We start from the raw sequence: 14,284 nt of genomic DNA, 5'->3' as shown, positions 1-14,284 counted from the left end.
TCTGCGCAAATGCCACAGCGATGGATGCCTTATGGCTGCCCGCCCTCAACCGTCATCGCGTGCGGAGGCCTATGGGTAGGACCAGCGCTATTGCTTCAGCACGTCGGCCCATTCCTTGTGACGATGGAACTGGGCGTTGGCGAACGGACAAAGCGGGATGATCTTCTTGCCCGCCGCGCGCGCGTCCTCGACGGCTCGGGTAACGAGGCGAAGCCCGGCGCCCTGGCCGCGAAACGCATCCGGCACCTCGGTGTGGTCGATGATGATCTGGTGCTCGCCGATCTTGGTGAAGGTCATCTCCGCCTCGGCGCCATCAGGCCCGCGCAAGAGATAACGGCCCTTGGAACCGCGATCCTCCAGTTCGATCTCCGGCAATTGGTCAAGCATTGCTTACGCTCCTTCTATCGGCGTAGCGGACAGGAACCGCCGCGCCGCCTCGATCTCGTTCGACTGCACCTCATGGCCGCCGTCGTGCCACTCCACTGTGACATCGGCGCCACCGGCGCGCAAATAGGCCTCCAGCCGCGACGTCAGGTTGGGCGGACATATCGGATCGCGCCTGCCTGCTGTCACCAGGATGCGACGGCCGGCGAGACTTCCCTCGATCTGCGGTTCGAACGGGATCAGCGGATGCATCAGCACCGCCGCGTCGAACAGAGAGGGCGCCGCGAACACCACCGACGCCAGGATGTTGGCGCCGTTGGAATAGCCGAGCCCAAGCACCGACGAGGGTTTTGCCGCCTCGACATGCGCCTTGACGAAACCGACCATCTTGTCCGTCGCCCGCGCCAGGTCGCCCATGTCGTAGACGCCCTCGCCGGTGCGGCGGAAAAAGCGCGCGGCACCGTGTTCCGAGACATCGCCGCGCGGCGAGACGATAGTCGCCTGCGGCGCGAGATCGCGCCCGAGCGACAGAAGCTGACTCTCGTCGGCCCCGGTCCCGTGGAAGACGAAGAGCAGCGATCCATCAGGCGAACCGGGCAGTGCTTTGTAGATGTAAGCGTCCTTACTCATGGCCTTGTCCTCAGTCTTCCAGCTTCTGCAGATGTTGCTCGAGATAGGGCCTCAGATGCCGGTGCTGCGACGGCAGCTTCAGCGCCTCGCCGAGATGGGCGGTGTCCTCGTCGCGGTCGAAGCCGGGCTCGTTGGTGGCGACTTCGAACAGCACGCCGCCCGGCGTGCGGAAATAGATCGCCCAGAAATAGTCACGATCGATCACCGGCGTCACCTGATAGCCGGTGTCCATCAGCGCCTTGCGCACTTCGAGTTGCTTGGCGCGGTTTTCGACAGCGAAGGCGACGTGGTGGACGGAGCCGGCGCCGAGATCGGCAAAAGCGGCGCCCGGCAACGATTCGATATCGACGATATTGGCGCCGTTGCCGTTCTTCACCGCCAGCCTTTTTACAGTGCCGGACGTGTCGACTTCTTCATAGCCCATGAATTTCAGCAGCTCTTCGGTGGCGCCGCCATCCTTCAGCCTAAGCGACACCGAGTGGAAGCCGCGGATCGCCTCGTCGGAGGGAACATCGCCCTTCGCCCACGGCCTCCGGGTGTCTGCCTTGTTCTCGACCAGCGCAAACCCGTCACCATCGGGACCAGCGAAGCCAAGGCGCTTCTCACCGAAGCTCTCTTCGCGCGACAGCCCGGCGACGCCCTCATCGGCAAAACGCTTTTCCCAATAGGCGAGCGTGCCTTCGGGCACCGAATAGACCGTGGTGCCTACTTCGCCAACGCCGTGGCGACCCTTGCCGATATTGGGGAACGGAAAATAGGTCATCACCGAACCGGGCGTGCCGAGCTCGTCGGCATAATAGAGATGGTAGACATCCGGCGCGTCGAAATTGACGGTTTTCTTGACCCGGCGCAGGCCGAGCTTTTTGGTGAAGAACTCATTGTTCTGACGCGCATCCCCGGCCATCGAGGTGACGTGATGCAGGCCTTTGATCTGGTCGAGCATTTTTCCTGCTCCTTTCCTTGTCCTGTGCGGCCCATGCCGCGGTCCACGCCTATATGAGAACCGGCCAGCCGGCGGCAAAGGGCGCAAACACAGATGGACTGTGCTCTATAAGTGAACAATAAGGCAGCTTTTGTTCACGATTTGGCGAATACCTGAGGCTTGCGTCGCCACAAAAATTCGGCTCCATGAGCGGCACGTTTTCAATGAAGGATACAGCATTGGTCAGAAAAGACAGGCGCCCGAATGTTCTCCTGATCACCTGCGACCAGTGGCGCAGCGACTGCCTGTCGGCGGCAGGCCACAAGGTGGTGCGGACGCCGAATGCCGACGCGCTCGCCGCCGAGGGTGTGCTGTTTCGACAGCATTATGGCGGCGCGGCGCCCTGCTCGCCGGCACGCGCCTGCCTATACACCGGCCTCTACCAGATGAACAACCGAGTTTGCCGCAACGGAACCCCGCTCGACGCCCGTCACGGCAACATCGCGCTCTCGGCGCGCAGTCTCGGCTATGATCCGACGCTGTTCGGCTATACCGACGTATCGCCCGATCCGCGCACGCTGGCGCCGGGCGACCCGCGGCTAAAAAGCTACGAAGGCGTGCTGCCCGGCTTCACCGTGCGCCAACTCCTGCCGGAGCACCAGAAACCGTGGCTGTCGTGGCTCAAGGCGCGCGGCATCGAGAGCAGCGCCGGTTTTCCCGACATCCATCGCCCAGCGGACGAGTTTGGAGCCAGGACCGACGGCGCGGTGACAAGCGCGCCGCCCGTCTACTCGAAGGACGAAACCCCTGCCGCTTTCCTGACCGGCGAATTCGCCCGCTGGCTTGACGAACAGGAGCGCGATACACCGTGGTTCGCGCATCTTTCCTTCCTCAGCCCGCATCCGCCCTTCATCGTGCCCGAGCCTTACAACAGGATGTATGATCCTGCCGAGGGACCGGGTTTCCACCGCGCCGTGAGCTGGCAGGCCGAGGCAGAAAGCCATCCCTACCTTGCCTATAACCTTGACCTGCAGGAGCGTTCGAATTTCCGCCCCGGCGCCGAGGGCAAGGTGCGCGACTGGGGAGACGACAATTTTTGCCGCATCCGCGCGCTCTATTACGGTATGATCTCGGAGGTCGACGCACAGCTTGGCCGCATCTGGCAGGCGGTCAAGGGGGCGGGTGCATGGGATGACACCATCGTCGTGCTGACCTCCGATCATGCCGAGATGATGGGCGACCATTACATGCTGGGCAAGGGCGGCTTTTTCGACGGCAGTTATCATATTCCGCTGATCATCCGCGACCCGCGTCGCCGCAAAGCGGCCGGCGCCAAGGTCGATCGCTTCACTGAGGCGGTGGACATAGCGCCGACATTGCTCGCCCTGCTTGGCGAGGAAACCCCGCCGCATCTCGACGGACGATCGCTGAAGCCGTTCCTGGACGCCGTCGAGCCGGGGGACTGGCGCGAGGCCGCGCATTGGGAATTCGATTTCCGCTCGGTGGCCGAAGGTGATGCCGAGCGCCATTTCGGCATCGGTCCGCGCCAGTGCAATCTGGCCGTCATCCGCACGAAACAATTCAAATATGTACATTTCGGCGGCGGCCTGCCGCCGCTGCTGTTCGACCTGGAGCAGGATCGAGACGAACTAACCAATGTCGCTGCCGATCCGGCCTATCTGCCGGTCCGGTTGGAGCTTGCCGAAAGGCTGCTTGCCTGGCGGGCCGAACATCTCGATCAGTCGCTGGCGCTTGCCGAACTGACCGACGATGGCGTTGCCGGCCACGTCGCAGGCCTGCCACCTTTCCAGTCATGAAAAAAGGCCCGCGCCGTTGCCGGCGCGGGCTTTTTTTCGTCGTTAGAGCGAATTAACGCATCATCATGCGCTGCTCGTCGCGCTTCTCTGCATAGGTGCCCTTGTCGTACGCGACCTGCGCCTCGAGCTGCTCCTTGGTGAAGTTCGTGTAGAGATAGCGATTGCCATCCTTGTCGGTCATGAATTTAAGATTGTCCATGCCGACCGCCACTTCCTTCTCGCCAACGCCGAGGAAACCGCCGACGTCGATGATGACGGCGTCGACCTTCTTGTCGCCCGTCAACACGACGTCACCAATCTCGCCGACGTTGACATCATTGGCGCCGTAGACGGTGGTTCCAACCAAATCTTCGGACCGGATTTCGTTGATCGGCATTTCGGTCAGCGCCGACTTGTCGATCGCCGCGGTCTGCGTCTGGTCGGGGGTTGCGTCAGGCGTTGCTGCAGCCGGGGCCTCGGCTGTCTTGTCCGCCGGTGCTGGAGCAGCCGGGTCAGGCGTTGTTGCCGGGGCCTGCGCCGTCTTGTCTGCTGGTGCCGGAGCAGCCGGGTCAGGCGTTGTGGCCGGGGCCTGCGCCGTCTGGTCCGCCGGTGCCGGAGCAGTGGTGTCAGGCGTTGTGGCCGGGGCCTGCGCTGTCTTGTCCGGGGCTGGGGCCGCATCGACAGCAGGGGTGGTTGTCACTGGCGCCGGCGTCGCCGCGTCAGTCGATGCGGTTGTCGCCGGGGCGGGATCATAGGCCTCGCGGTTGAACTCCGGCAACGCCTCCAGGTCTTCCTTGGTGGTCTCGGCCACCAGCCAGCGATCGCCGTTCCTTTCCGCCCACTTGGCCTTATCGAACTCGTAGGCAACATTCTTTTCGCCAACCTCAAGGAAGCCGCCGACGCCAATGATCAGCGACTCTGCCTTGCCATCCTTGGCCAGAACGATGTCGTTCACGTCGCCAATGTTTTGAGCGTCGTCGCCAGTGCCGTTGTAGACGGTTTCGCCGATGATATTGGTGGCAAGATTACCGTCGGCACGCTTCACAGGTTCGGCCGGAGCTGCGGTGCTCTCGGCTGGAGCAGCCGGAGCGTTCTGTGCGGTGGTTTCCGTCGAGCCGGAAGGAGCGGCAGGAGCCGTAGCCGTAGTGTCATTGGCCGCAGGAGCCGGATCGAAAGCGCTGCGGTCGAAGTCCGGCTGAGCCGTCAACTCATCCTTTGTGGTTTGCGCAATCAGCCAACGGTCGCCGTTCCGTTCGGCCCATTGCAGCTTATTGTAGTCGAAAGCCACGTTCTTGGCGCCAACGCCAAGAAAGCCGCCGACGCCGATGACCACGGATTTTGCCTGACCGTTTTCATCGAAGACAACGTCGTCGACATTGCCAATGTTCTCGGCATCGTCGCCTGTGCCATTATAGACCGATTCCCCGATGATGTTGGTCACCAGGCTGCCTTCGGCGCGCGCAACGGGAGCCGCAGGAGCGGTATCCTGGACTACCGGGTCCTGCGTCGGCGCCGGGGTTGTGGCCGTCTGCGCATATGCACCGGTCGCAAGCAGCGCTGCGAGTGCGGTGGTGGTCAAAAGGGTGCGGATCATTTAATCCTCCTGCGTTATCTCGTTCCCGCCGCGAGCATGGGAGATCGGTCGCGGCGTTACATATTCACAACGTCGTGACCGCGCGGTTGTTCCGACACCATGGTGAGCGTCGTGAAAAAACCACCCGAAACGCGCTCGCTCATGCCCTCGGCCGGTGAGATTCGCTCCTGTATTTTCGTTAGAGCTGCGGAACTTTTTTTCAGCCGCCCCGTTCCAGCCTACGGCTGGGTCTGTCCTCGCCGATGATTATCCGATGGTTGCCAAGAAAAAACGGAGTGGGGGGATGCGATTTGCGGCGGTGCTGAACCAGGAGGGCGGCACCCTGCGCACGTTTGATCTTTCCGCCTTCACGGACCGGATGCGCCAGACGTTGGAGGCAGCAGGTCACTCCATCGATATCGACATCGTTGCCGCCAAGGACATCGTCGCAACGCTGGACCGCATCGCTTCGAAGCACAGCGTCGACATTGTGCTGGCCGGTGGCGGCGACGGCACCATTTCGGCCGCGGCTGCCCGGTTGATGGGCAGGAAGAAAGCACTTGCGGTTTTACCGGCTGGCACGATGAACCTGTTCGCGCGCGGGCTTGGCATCCCACAGACCCTTGACGCGGCCGTGAAATCTCTTGCCGACGGCGAGGTGATCGCAGTCGATGTGGCAACAGCCAACAATAAGCCATTCGTGCATCAGTTCTCGATCGGCATGCATGCCAGGATGGTTCAGCTTCGCCAGACCATGGAGTTTGGCTCGCGGTTGGGAAAGATGCGGGCTTCAGTCAAGGCTGCGTGGGCGGCGATCAACAACCCGTCGGCAATGAAGGTGACGCTGACCATCGGCGAATCCGAGATCGTGACGCGCACCACCGGCATCGGCATCACCAACAATCTCTTCGGTGAGGGTCACCTGCCCTATGCCGACAATCCCGCCGGCGGCGTGCTCGGCATCTATGTCACGGTGGCGCGGCGGCGTGGCGAACTGCTCAGGGTCCTTTTCGACATGGCGCGCGGCAAATGGCGCGACAGTGCGCATGTGGAAATCCACCAGGCTGACCGGGCCGTTTTGAAAGTGCACTCGGCTGCCAAGAAGTTCCGCGCCGTCATGGACGGCGAACTGGTCAGGCTTGACCCCGAAACGACGATCGAAATCCATCCTGGCGCGCTGAACGTTCTGGTCCCGGCGCGCGCTGTCCAAGCGAAGGCAGCGTGATGCAGTCCGGCACAGTCGATCGGATAGCTTCAGCCTTTGGGAACCTCGCCCTGTTCGCCCCTGGGAAGCTCGCCCTGTTCGGTTGTCGACGTCTTGTCTATCATGTTGCCGTAGATCTCTGCGATGCCCCAGGCGATAAACGCCAAAAGCAGCGCGGCGATCAAGATACGGAAAGTGTGCCACCCCCAGCGTCCCTGGCGGGCTTTGTCTTCAGGAACGATCCTGGGCATGATCGGCCTCCATTTCGTTTGGCGCTGGCATGTCGTTTGGCGCTGGCGGGCGCGGCTGGCAAAACGTGGTTGGGTAACGGTTCCTCAAGGCGAAGGTTCCGGTTCAGACGCAGGCAACTGGCGAGAATGGCTGCAAGCCGATGCACTTGGGGGCCTTGTGGATAGCAGGGTAGTGAAAAAGCCGAATCTGCCGGTCGACGTCCTTAGTGTGGTAAGGGCGCAGGACCGGCTTGCAGTACTGCACGGTCTCGACGCCCTCGACACGGCGGCCGATCGTGACTTCGACCATATCAGCGGTCTTGCCGCCGCGGTGATGCTAGCGCCCATCGCGCTGGTGACGCTGGTCGATGTCGAGCGGCAACGGTTCAAGTCCTGTGTCGGCCTGGATGAGACCGAGGCCTCGACAGATGCATCTTTCTGCGCCCATACCATTGCCGCCGGCGACCAGCCGATGGTGGTGACCGATGCGACCACGGATTCACGCTTCAACGCCAGCCCGCTGGTCACTGGCCAGCAACATGTCCGTTTCTATGCGGGTGCGGCGATTGTGGTGGCCGGCGCCCGGATTGGCACGCTCTGCGTGCTCGACCGGAAGCCGCGCGCGTCGCCGTCTGCCGCCCAGCTCGAACAATTGACGGAGCTCGCCAGCCTCGCCGCCAGCCTGTTCGCATTGAAGGACGCCACCCGCAACGGCGCCAGCATCGCTGCGGCGCTGGCGCGCGAGGAAAAACGGCGCGGCATCGCGCTCGATGCCGCCTCGCTCGCAAGCTGGGCATGGGATATCCACACCGATATGATCGAATGCGATGTCCGGTTGTCCGAGCTGTTCGGCCTGCCGCGCTCGAATCGGCTGAGGGCACGCGATATCCTTGCCGCCATCGACCCGCGTGATGTCTACCAGACCGAGACGCGCTTTCGTGACGCGCTGACCGGCAGCGACGACTATTTTGGCGAATACCGCGTCAAGGGCTTCACTCCGCCGCGCTGGCTCGCGACGCGCGGCCGTGTCATCGAGCGCGACGGCGACGGCAAGCCGACGCTGATCTTCGGCGTCAATTACGACATCACCGAACGCAAGCTCGGCGACGAGCGGCAACGGCTCTTGCTGCGCGAGCTGAACCATCGCGTCAAGAACACGCTCGCGACGGTGCAGGCGCTGGCGACGCAGACCGTTCGCCATGCGCGCCAGCCCAGCGAATTCCTTGAAGCCTTCAGCGCCAGGCTTCAGGCGCTGGGCGCCGCCCACAGCCTGCTGTCCGACCGCGAGTGGCGCGGCATTGGCATCCGCGAACTCGTGCAGATCGAGGTCAAGCCGTTCGACACCGCCGAGCAACCGCGCATGACGATCTCAGGCGCCGATCTGCTGCTTTCGCCCGACCAGGCAGTCGGGCTTGGCCTGATTCTGCATGAACTGGCCAGCAATGCGCTGCAATACGGAGCGCTATCGGCGGCTTCGGGCAAGGTCGATCTCGACTGGCAGGCACAGGGCCGGAAAGGCGCACGGCGCCTGGTGCTGACCTGGCGCGAAAGCGGCGGGCCTGAAGTTGCCTCGCCCGAACGCCACGGCTTCGGCTCGATCCTGATCCGCCGCAGCCTGGCCAAGGTCATCTCCAGCGAAGTGACCCACGAATTCCGGCGGGAAGGCGTATTCGCCGAAATATCGATGCCGCTGGAGGATCTGCCGAAGTGACGGCCCGGCCATGATCCCGAACCGAAGTTCCGCGTCAGCGAAAAGTTGAGCCCGGTTTTGGGATTAGATTGTCGTCAACAAGAAGAATCGCTTCGAGCTATTTCGCTTCGCCGGCATCCGGATCGTCGGCATCGGGCTTCACGTTCTCGCGGTAGATGGCGTAGGCGGCGAGTGCGATCGCTGGGCCGAGTATGGAGCCCAGGCCGCCTTTTCCCTTGAGTAGCGCCGGCAGCACGGCGAGCGCGGCCGTGATGCCGACCGCCTTCATATCGGCTTGGCGCCTCCGCGCCCGGCGTCGGGCGCGCGCGCCGGCCGACTGCTGATGGAAGAGCAGGAGAAGCCCTGCGATCACCAGGAAACCGACCCCAAAACCAAGGCAGGCTGCCATCGGCCCGTAGCGACCCGCCACCCAGACATAGGCCGCTCCGACCAGGAAACCGACGCCGCACAGTGCGGCAAGTGCTGCGAGCGCATAGACGATGGCAGCCGTGCGCGCGCGGCGCACGGCTGCCACGGCTTCACCCGAGGCGAGCCCCGAGACCAACGATGCCAGCATTCCCATCTGGGCTGAGGCTTAGCGGCGCGCGAGAAGCGCGAACAGAAAGCCGACGCCTGCCGCGATCGCCAGCGACGTCACCGGCTTTTCGCGCACGCTCGCCACCACTTGGGCTTCGAGGTCCCTTGCGTTGCTGCGCATATTTTCAAACGCTGCTTCGCCTTGGGCGCGCAATTGTTCCATTCCTTCCGCGGCAACGCGACGAGCAGCCCCGTAACCATGTTGGCCGGTCTCGGCCAGCTGTTCGGTGAGTTTCTGAATGTCGACTTTCAACTGCCTGATATCGGCTTCAAGGTCCGAATTCGTCCGGCTTTCGTTCGGGGACTTTCCTGCGGCAGTCGCCATCACTTAACTCCTTGCGTTTGCTCGGGTCGAAACGCTCGACCCACCCCAAGGTTCCGAAATCGGAACAACTCCCATGAAAGGGTGTTTCCGCAAGCGAGTCCAGCCCGGCACGTCTCCGGTAGCCGCTCAGATCAGCGGTCGGCGAGCTTCGCTCAACCCTTGCCAGCGGGCGAGTTCCTTGAGCCTTTCGTTGTCGACCACCTCGCAGCCACCGTCGCGCCAGAAGATAAGCTTGCGGTCCATCAGCTTGCGGATCGTCTTGTTGGTGTGGACCAGCGACAGGCCGAGGGTATCGGCGAGATGCTGCTGCGTGATCGGAATCTGCACGGGCGTCCTGCCGTTCAGCCCGACCACCCTGGCGCGGCTGGAGATGAACGCGATGAGATAGGCTGCACGCTCGAGCGCGGTGCGTCTGCCAATACTGAGCAGGTTCTCGTCCAGCATGCGCTCCTCTCGCGAGGCGATCCAGGTGATGTCGTAGGCGAGGCCCGGATGGCTGCGGTAGAGTTCGGGAAGGGCTTCCCGCTCGAAAACGCAGAGCAGCATCGGCGACAGCGCTTCCACGGAATGCTGCATTTCTCCCATCAGACTGCCTTGCAAGCCGATGAGATCGCCTGGCATGGAATAGTTCAAAATCTGGCGGCGGCCATCCGACAGCAATTTGTAGCGGAAAGCCCAACCCGACAGCACCGTATAGAGATGGGCGCTGTGGCTTCCCTCCACCAGAACCGTAGCTCCCTTGTCGACGGCCAGTTCGCCCTTCTTGATCGCGTCGACGAAGACAAGTTCCTGCTTCTCGAATGCCCGGAACGCCGGCAACGGCCGCAGTGGGCAGTTCTCACATGAATACCGGCGGGTGGAAAAAGAACGGCCGTTCTGGCCAGGCATTTCAATCCCTCTTCGAAAGCGGCCCTCTTCCGGAAGGCGATAGCAAACGCCCTGCAGGCATCGAGGTTCCGCCATCCGCGACGGGCATGTCTTTTTTAAATGACAGCATGCCAAATAACTTTAAATGACAGGAAGCCAAATAGGCATCATGATTGCTCTGTTCCCTGCGCCCCATGGAGACATTGCCACGTGCCCCCCTTGCTGGACGGATTGCGGATTCTTGTTCTGGAGGATGAATTCCTGATCGCCATGGATGTCGAGCAGCTTTGCCGCGACTACGGCGCCGGCGACGTGATCATCGCCCGCAATCTGGGTGAGATCGATCGGAAGAGCGTTGCCTCGCAATTCGACGCCGCCATCGTCGATCTCATGCTTGGCGGCGCTTCGACGCTCGATTTCGCTTCGCGGCTGCGCGAATCGGGCGTGCCTTTCGTCTTCGCCTCGGGCTATTCCGACATGGACGAAATCAAGGTTTCCTTTCCGGATGTCAGATTGGTCACCAAGCCTTATTCGGGAGACGATCTCGTGGAGGCAGTGGCGGCGGCGTGCGGGCGCGGCCCTCTTGTTTGATGTCCGGAAAACCGGGACCGATATTACCGGGGCCTATTATTGTCGAGGGACAGTTCAGGCGGCGTTCGACCCCGTCACCTGAGCCGATATCGCATCCGGGCCAAACTCGTCATCACCGGAAATCTTCAGGATTTCCTGCAGCCGCGTGCGGGCGCGGCTGACGCGGCTCTTGATCGTTCCGACCGCGCAGCCGCAAATCTCGGCGGCTTCCTCGTAGGAAAAGCCCGACGCGCCGATGAGGATGATGGCTTCGCGCTGGTCCTCGGGCAATTGCTCGAGCGCGCTACGAAAGTCCTTGAGGTCGAGCTGGCCGTGCTGGGCCGGATGGACGGCTAGCCTGGCCGTCATGATGCCGTCGCTGTCCTGCACCTCGCGGCCGCGCTTGCGCATCTGGGAATAGAATTCGTTGCGCAGGATGGTGAACAGCCAGGCCTTGAGATTGGTGCCCGGCTCGAAGCTTTCATGCTTATCCCAGGCCTTCACCAGTGTTTCCTGCACCAGATCGTCGGCCTTGTCAGCGTTTTGCGTCAATGACACGGCAAAGGCCCGCAGGCTCGGAATCGAGCCGAGCAGATCCGTCTTGAAGCTCTGGGAGACGGCCGCCATGCCTCAGTCCTTTTTCCGTGCAGGTTGGGCCTGTTCCAATTGGCTGAGCAATTGGGCGAAGCGATCCGGCACGTTGTCGGAGACCAGTTCGTCGTAATATTGTTTGAGTTTGCGGCCGATTTCCGAGTTTGGCCCGAGCGGGTCGCCGGAAGCTGCCCGGCGCCTGTTTGCAGCGCCAGCCGTGATATCTTTCGTCATCTCTTCATTTCGCCCTTTTTCCCAGTACCCTGCCGCCCTTTAATACACGACGCAAAGCAGGCCTCCCCTCGTCTGGTTGCCCGTCCCGACCTCAAACGCCGTCCGCTTATATAAGTTCCAAACCGTCGGAACTTTTTCGGAAAGCCGGCGTTTATGTTTTCAGGGCTAATTTCGGGGCTTGTAATCACCTTGGCCTGCAATCTATCCAATTACGTCAGAGGGAGACGTCCATCATGAGCCTGTCCGCAACCATCGCTCCGCACCTGCCGTTCCTGCGCCGCTTCTCGCGGGCTGTTTCCGGATCGCAGGAGAGTGGCGACGCGCTGGTCGCCGCGATGCTCGAAGCTATCATCGCCGACGTCGACATCTTTCCGGACGCGTCGAACGACCGCATCGCGCTCTACAAGGTATTCGCCAGGCTGTTCACCTCGGTCGCCATCCGCGTTCCGCAAGAACATCCGCAGTCGGCGTGGGAACAGCGCGCCGCCGCCAATCTGAACGCGATTTCACCCCGTCCCCGGCAGGCCTTCCTGCTGGTCGCCGTGGAAGGTTTCAGCGAAGACGAGGCGGCGGAGATTCTCGACGTTGACGATCAAGAATTCTCCGAACTCCTCGCCGAGGCCAGCAACGAGATTTCCCGCCAGGTGGCAACCGATGTGCTGATCATCGAGGACGAGCCGCTGATCGCCATGGACATCGAGCAAATGGTCGAAAGCCTGGGCCATCGTGTCGTCGGAACTGCGCGTACCCACGCCGAGGCGGTGGCGATGTTCACAAAGACGCGGCCGAAGATGGTGCTGGCCGACATCCAGCTGGCCGACGGCAGTTCGGGCATCGAAGCGGTGAACGAGATCCTGTCGTCCACGCCGGTGCCGGTGATCTTCATCACCGCCTTTCCCGAGCGCCTCCTGACGGGCGAGCGGCCGGAGCCGGCCTTCCTCGTCACCAAGCCGTTCAATCCGGATATGGTCAAGGCCCTGATCAGCCAGGCGTTGTTCTTCGACCGGCACGCGAAAGCCGCTGCATAGGACCGGGCAGGCCCGGCCTCGCGCTGCCCGGTTTCCACGGGTCGCCCGTTTGCTGATCGAACGACGCCGGCCCCTTGCGGCTGGCAAACGTCACTTGCGCCTCGAACTTCCCCTGCCCATGACGATTCAATTCGGGCCGGAAAGATTTCCAGGGATCGTCTTTTTCGGGAAAAGGTGGAACAAACGGCAGCGAAAGACGTTTTTGCCGTACCATTTGAAGGAGATGGATCATGCTTTACTGGGCGCTCGTGTTTCTCGTCGTCGCGATCATTGCAGGCGCTCTTGGTTTCGGCGGTATTGCCGGGACCTCGGCAGGTATAGCACAGATATTGTTTTTCATCTTTCTTGCTTTCCTGATCATCTCGCTTGTTGCGGGCTTGTTCAAACGCGCGTCGTGAACTGCGATCCAACACTGGGAACCGCACCCCTCAAGCGGTTTCCAGCTACCGCCGGGCAGTATCCTTTAACGGGACGCCGCTCGGCGGACTTCTTTTGGGAACCCATTTTTCCGTCAGCCGTTCAGCTTGGATCGGGCGGGTGAAGTTACCGATGCAATCCAGAGCCGGAGACATGAAAGACAGCGGACGGAGCGATGAGATCATCGCTCTGCATTCTGCTGACAGCGAAATGCAGCTTGGTCGGGCCCTTCTCCATGCGCTGCATAATGCCGGCATTTCGGTTCTCTATCAGGATCGCGAGATGAGAACCGTCTGGGCCCGCAACATGCGCCCGCCATGGGCTTCCGATACTGCCGACAGCAACGGCATGCTGCCCCTGGTGCATGCGGAACGCATTGGTGCCGCCAAACGCAACGTAGTCGCATCCGGCAATCCGGAACATCTTGAGCTCAGTATTCCCGCCGACGATGGCGTTCGCTGGTTCCAACTATGGGTAGACGCTGATCACGACGACGGCGGCGCCGTGCAGGGCGTCGTCACCACTATGGTCGAAACGACCGAGCAGAAACGTCGCGAGCAGACGCTGAAAACGCTGCTGCGCGAGGTCAGCCACCGCTCGAAGAACCTTTTGGCCATCATCCAAAGCATCGCCACCCAGACCAGCCGTTATTCGGACACGCTCAGTGATTTCCTGACACGCTTTCGCGGCCGGCTGCAGTCGCTTGCTTCATCCCAGGATCTGGTGACCTCGTCCAACTGGCGGGGAGCGGCACTGCGCGAACTGGTGTCCGGCCAGGTCGGCCGCTACGGAGCCGACCCCTTGCGCAGCCTGCGCTTCCAGGGTGCAAATCCATACCTCAACCCCAATGCCGCCCTGCATATAGGCTTGGCCATGCACGAACTTGCCGTCAATTCAGTCAGCTATGGCGCTCTGTCGCGAGCCGACGGATTCGTCGAGGTGACGGCCGATCTGACGGCTGCTTCCGCTGGCGAGACCGCACTATCGCTGACATGGGCCGAAGCCATCGGGGCCAACGACAATCAGCCCCGCGAGAAGCGTTTTGGCAGCGTCGCGCTCGAGCGCGTCGTGCCTGCGTCGTTGAACGGAACGGCGACGCTTGAAATCACCGGGGACCGCCTCGAGTATCGGCTTGTCGTTCCTCGCGGCAATTTCGAGACGGATTGACTGGACAACAGCCGAGCCAAAGAGGCCTGAGTACCGGCCGCGCCGGCCTTAACCACCTG

Annotated in this window: 17 protein-coding genes; 7 read left to right on the top strand and 10 right to left on the bottom strand. The window is 62.1% G+C overall.

From position 1 onward, the window contains the following. Window positions 1-87: 87 nt before the first annotated feature. The 3 genes from A9K68_RS06815 to A9K68_RS06805 are packed head-to-tail and all read right to left on the bottom strand — an operon-like array spanning window position 88 to window position 1,957. Window positions 88-387, bottom strand: a complete 300-nt coding sequence (locus tag A9K68_RS06815) for a GNAT family N-acetyltransferase (protein WP_029348700.1) — start codon at window positions 385-387, stop codon at window positions 88-90. A gap of 3 nt (window positions 388-390) precedes the next feature. Continuing rightward, window positions 391-1,014 carry an alpha/beta hydrolase gene (locus tag A9K68_RS06810; protein ID WP_065007442.1) on the bottom strand — a complete coding sequence of 208 codons (624 nt, stop codon included), beginning with the start codon at window positions 1,012-1,014 and terminating at the stop codon, window positions 391-393. Window positions 1,015-1,024: 10 nt separating this feature from the next. Further along, complete coding sequence (locus A9K68_RS06805; RefSeq protein WP_065007443.1) at window positions 1,025-1,957, bottom strand: VOC family protein; 933 nt, start codon at window positions 1,955-1,957, stop codon at window positions 1,025-1,027. Between the two features lie 218 nt (window positions 1,958-2,175). Between A9K68_RS06805 and A9K68_RS06800 the strand changes: the two genes are divergently transcribed. Beyond that, a complete protein-coding gene (locus A9K68_RS06800) occupies window positions 2,176-3,753 on the top strand; it encodes an alkaline phosphatase family protein (protein ID WP_082982287.1) in 1,578 nt (525 codons plus the stop codon). 52 nt (window positions 3,754-3,805) lie between these two features. On the opposite strand, the gene A9K68_RS06795 is transcribed toward A9K68_RS06800, so the two are convergent. Beyond that, window positions 3,806-5,326 (bottom strand): PRC-barrel domain-containing protein, encoded by a 1,521-nt coding sequence (locus A9K68_RS06795; protein ID WP_065007445.1) that lies wholly within the window; start codon window positions 5,324-5,326, stop codon window positions 3,806-3,808. 283 nt (window positions 5,327-5,609) lie between these two features. On the opposite strand from A9K68_RS06795, the gene A9K68_RS06790 reads away from it, so the two are divergent. After that, a complete protein-coding gene (locus A9K68_RS06790) occupies window positions 5,610-6,530 on the top strand; it encodes a diacylglycerol kinase family protein (protein ID WP_065007446.1) in 921 nt (306 codons plus the stop codon). Window positions 6,531-6,559: 29 nt separating this feature from the next. Here the strand turns inward: A9K68_RS06790 and A9K68_RS06785 are convergent, their stop codons facing one another. Next, window positions 6,560-6,760, bottom strand: coding sequence for a hypothetical protein (locus tag A9K68_RS06785; protein WP_065007447.1), 201 nt, complete (start codon window positions 6,758-6,760; stop codon window positions 6,560-6,562). A 172-nt stretch (window positions 6,761-6,932) separates the two neighbouring features. Between A9K68_RS06785 and A9K68_RS06780 the strand changes: the two genes are divergently transcribed. Further along, window positions 6,933-8,450: an HWE histidine kinase domain-containing protein gene (locus A9K68_RS06780; protein ID WP_246811308.1), complete on the top strand. Its 1,518-nt coding sequence runs from the start codon at window positions 6,933-6,935 to the stop codon at window positions 8,448-8,450. A gap of 97 nt (window positions 8,451-8,547) precedes the next feature. Here A9K68_RS06780 and A9K68_RS06775 read toward each other — a convergent pair whose 3' ends face one another. The 3 genes from A9K68_RS06775 to A9K68_RS06765 form a co-directional block, all read right to left on the bottom strand. Further along, complete coding sequence (locus A9K68_RS06775; RefSeq protein ID WP_065007448.1) at window positions 8,548-9,012, bottom strand: hypothetical protein; 465 nt, start codon at window positions 9,010-9,012, stop codon at window positions 8,548-8,550. A gap of 12 nt (window positions 9,013-9,024) precedes the next feature. Further along, the gene (locus tag A9K68_RS06770) at window positions 9,025-9,351 is read right to left on the bottom strand and encodes a DUF883 family protein (RefSeq protein ID WP_029348705.1); all 327 of its coding nucleotides are present in this window, start codon (window positions 9,349-9,351) and stop codon (window positions 9,025-9,027) included. Window positions 9,352-9,477: 126 nt separating this feature from the next. Next, window positions 9,478-10,239, bottom strand: a complete 762-nt coding sequence (locus A9K68_RS06765) for a Crp/Fnr family transcriptional regulator (RefSeq protein WP_065007449.1) — start codon at window positions 10,237-10,239, stop codon at window positions 9,478-9,480. 189 nt (window positions 10,240-10,428) lie between these two features. Between A9K68_RS06765 and A9K68_RS06760 the strand changes: the two genes are divergently transcribed. Further along, the gene (locus tag A9K68_RS06760; protein ID WP_082982280.1) at window positions 10,429-10,809 is read left to right on the top strand and encodes a response regulator; all 381 of its coding nucleotides are present in this window, start codon (window positions 10,429-10,431) and stop codon (window positions 10,807-10,809) included. Window positions 10,810-10,863: 54 nt separating this feature from the next. On the opposite strand, the gene A9K68_RS06755 is transcribed toward A9K68_RS06760, so the two are convergent. Both A9K68_RS06755 and A9K68_RS06750 read right to left on the bottom strand, forming a co-directional pair. After that, on the bottom strand, window positions 10,864-11,415 hold the full coding sequence (locus A9K68_RS06755; RefSeq protein WP_029348707.1) for an RNA polymerase sigma factor: 552 nt from the start codon (window positions 11,413-11,415) through the stop codon (window positions 10,864-10,866). 3 nt (window positions 11,416-11,418) lie between these two features. Then, window positions 11,419-11,613 carry a NepR family anti-sigma factor gene (locus tag A9K68_RS06750; RefSeq protein ID WP_065007450.1) on the bottom strand — a complete coding sequence of 65 codons (195 nt, stop codon included), beginning with the start codon at window positions 11,611-11,613 and terminating at the stop codon, window positions 11,419-11,421. A gap of 233 nt (window positions 11,614-11,846) precedes the next feature. On the opposite strand from A9K68_RS06750, the gene A9K68_RS06745 reads away from it, so the two are divergent. The 3 genes from A9K68_RS06745 to A9K68_RS06735 all read left to right on the top strand — a co-directional run bounded on the left by A9K68_RS06745 (window position 11,847) and on the right by A9K68_RS06735 (window position 14,225). Further along, complete coding sequence (locus tag A9K68_RS06745; protein ID WP_065007451.1) at window positions 11,847-12,641, top strand: response regulator; 795 nt, start codon at window positions 11,847-11,849, stop codon at window positions 12,639-12,641. Window positions 12,642-12,871: 230 nt separating this feature from the next. Continuing rightward, a complete protein-coding gene (locus A9K68_RS06740; RefSeq protein WP_065007452.1) occupies window positions 12,872-13,039 on the top strand; it encodes a DUF1328 domain-containing protein in 168 nt (55 codons plus the stop codon). A 151-nt stretch (window positions 13,040-13,190) separates the two neighbouring features. After that, window positions 13,191-14,225: a PAS domain-containing sensor histidine kinase gene (locus A9K68_RS06735; protein WP_065007453.1), complete on the top strand. Its 1,035-nt coding sequence runs from the start codon at window positions 13,191-13,193 to the stop codon at window positions 14,223-14,225. The last annotated feature ends 59 nt before the right edge of the window (window positions 14,226-14,284 follow it).

This window comes from Mesorhizobium sp. AA22 (assembly GCF_001672375.2).
GTDB lineage: Bacteria > Pseudomonadota > Alphaproteobacteria > Rhizobiales > Rhizobiaceae > Mesorhizobium > Mesorhizobium wenxiniae.
The sequence above is the reverse complement of the archived record's forward strand: the minus strand, read 5'-3'. Positions and strand labels throughout refer to the sequence as shown.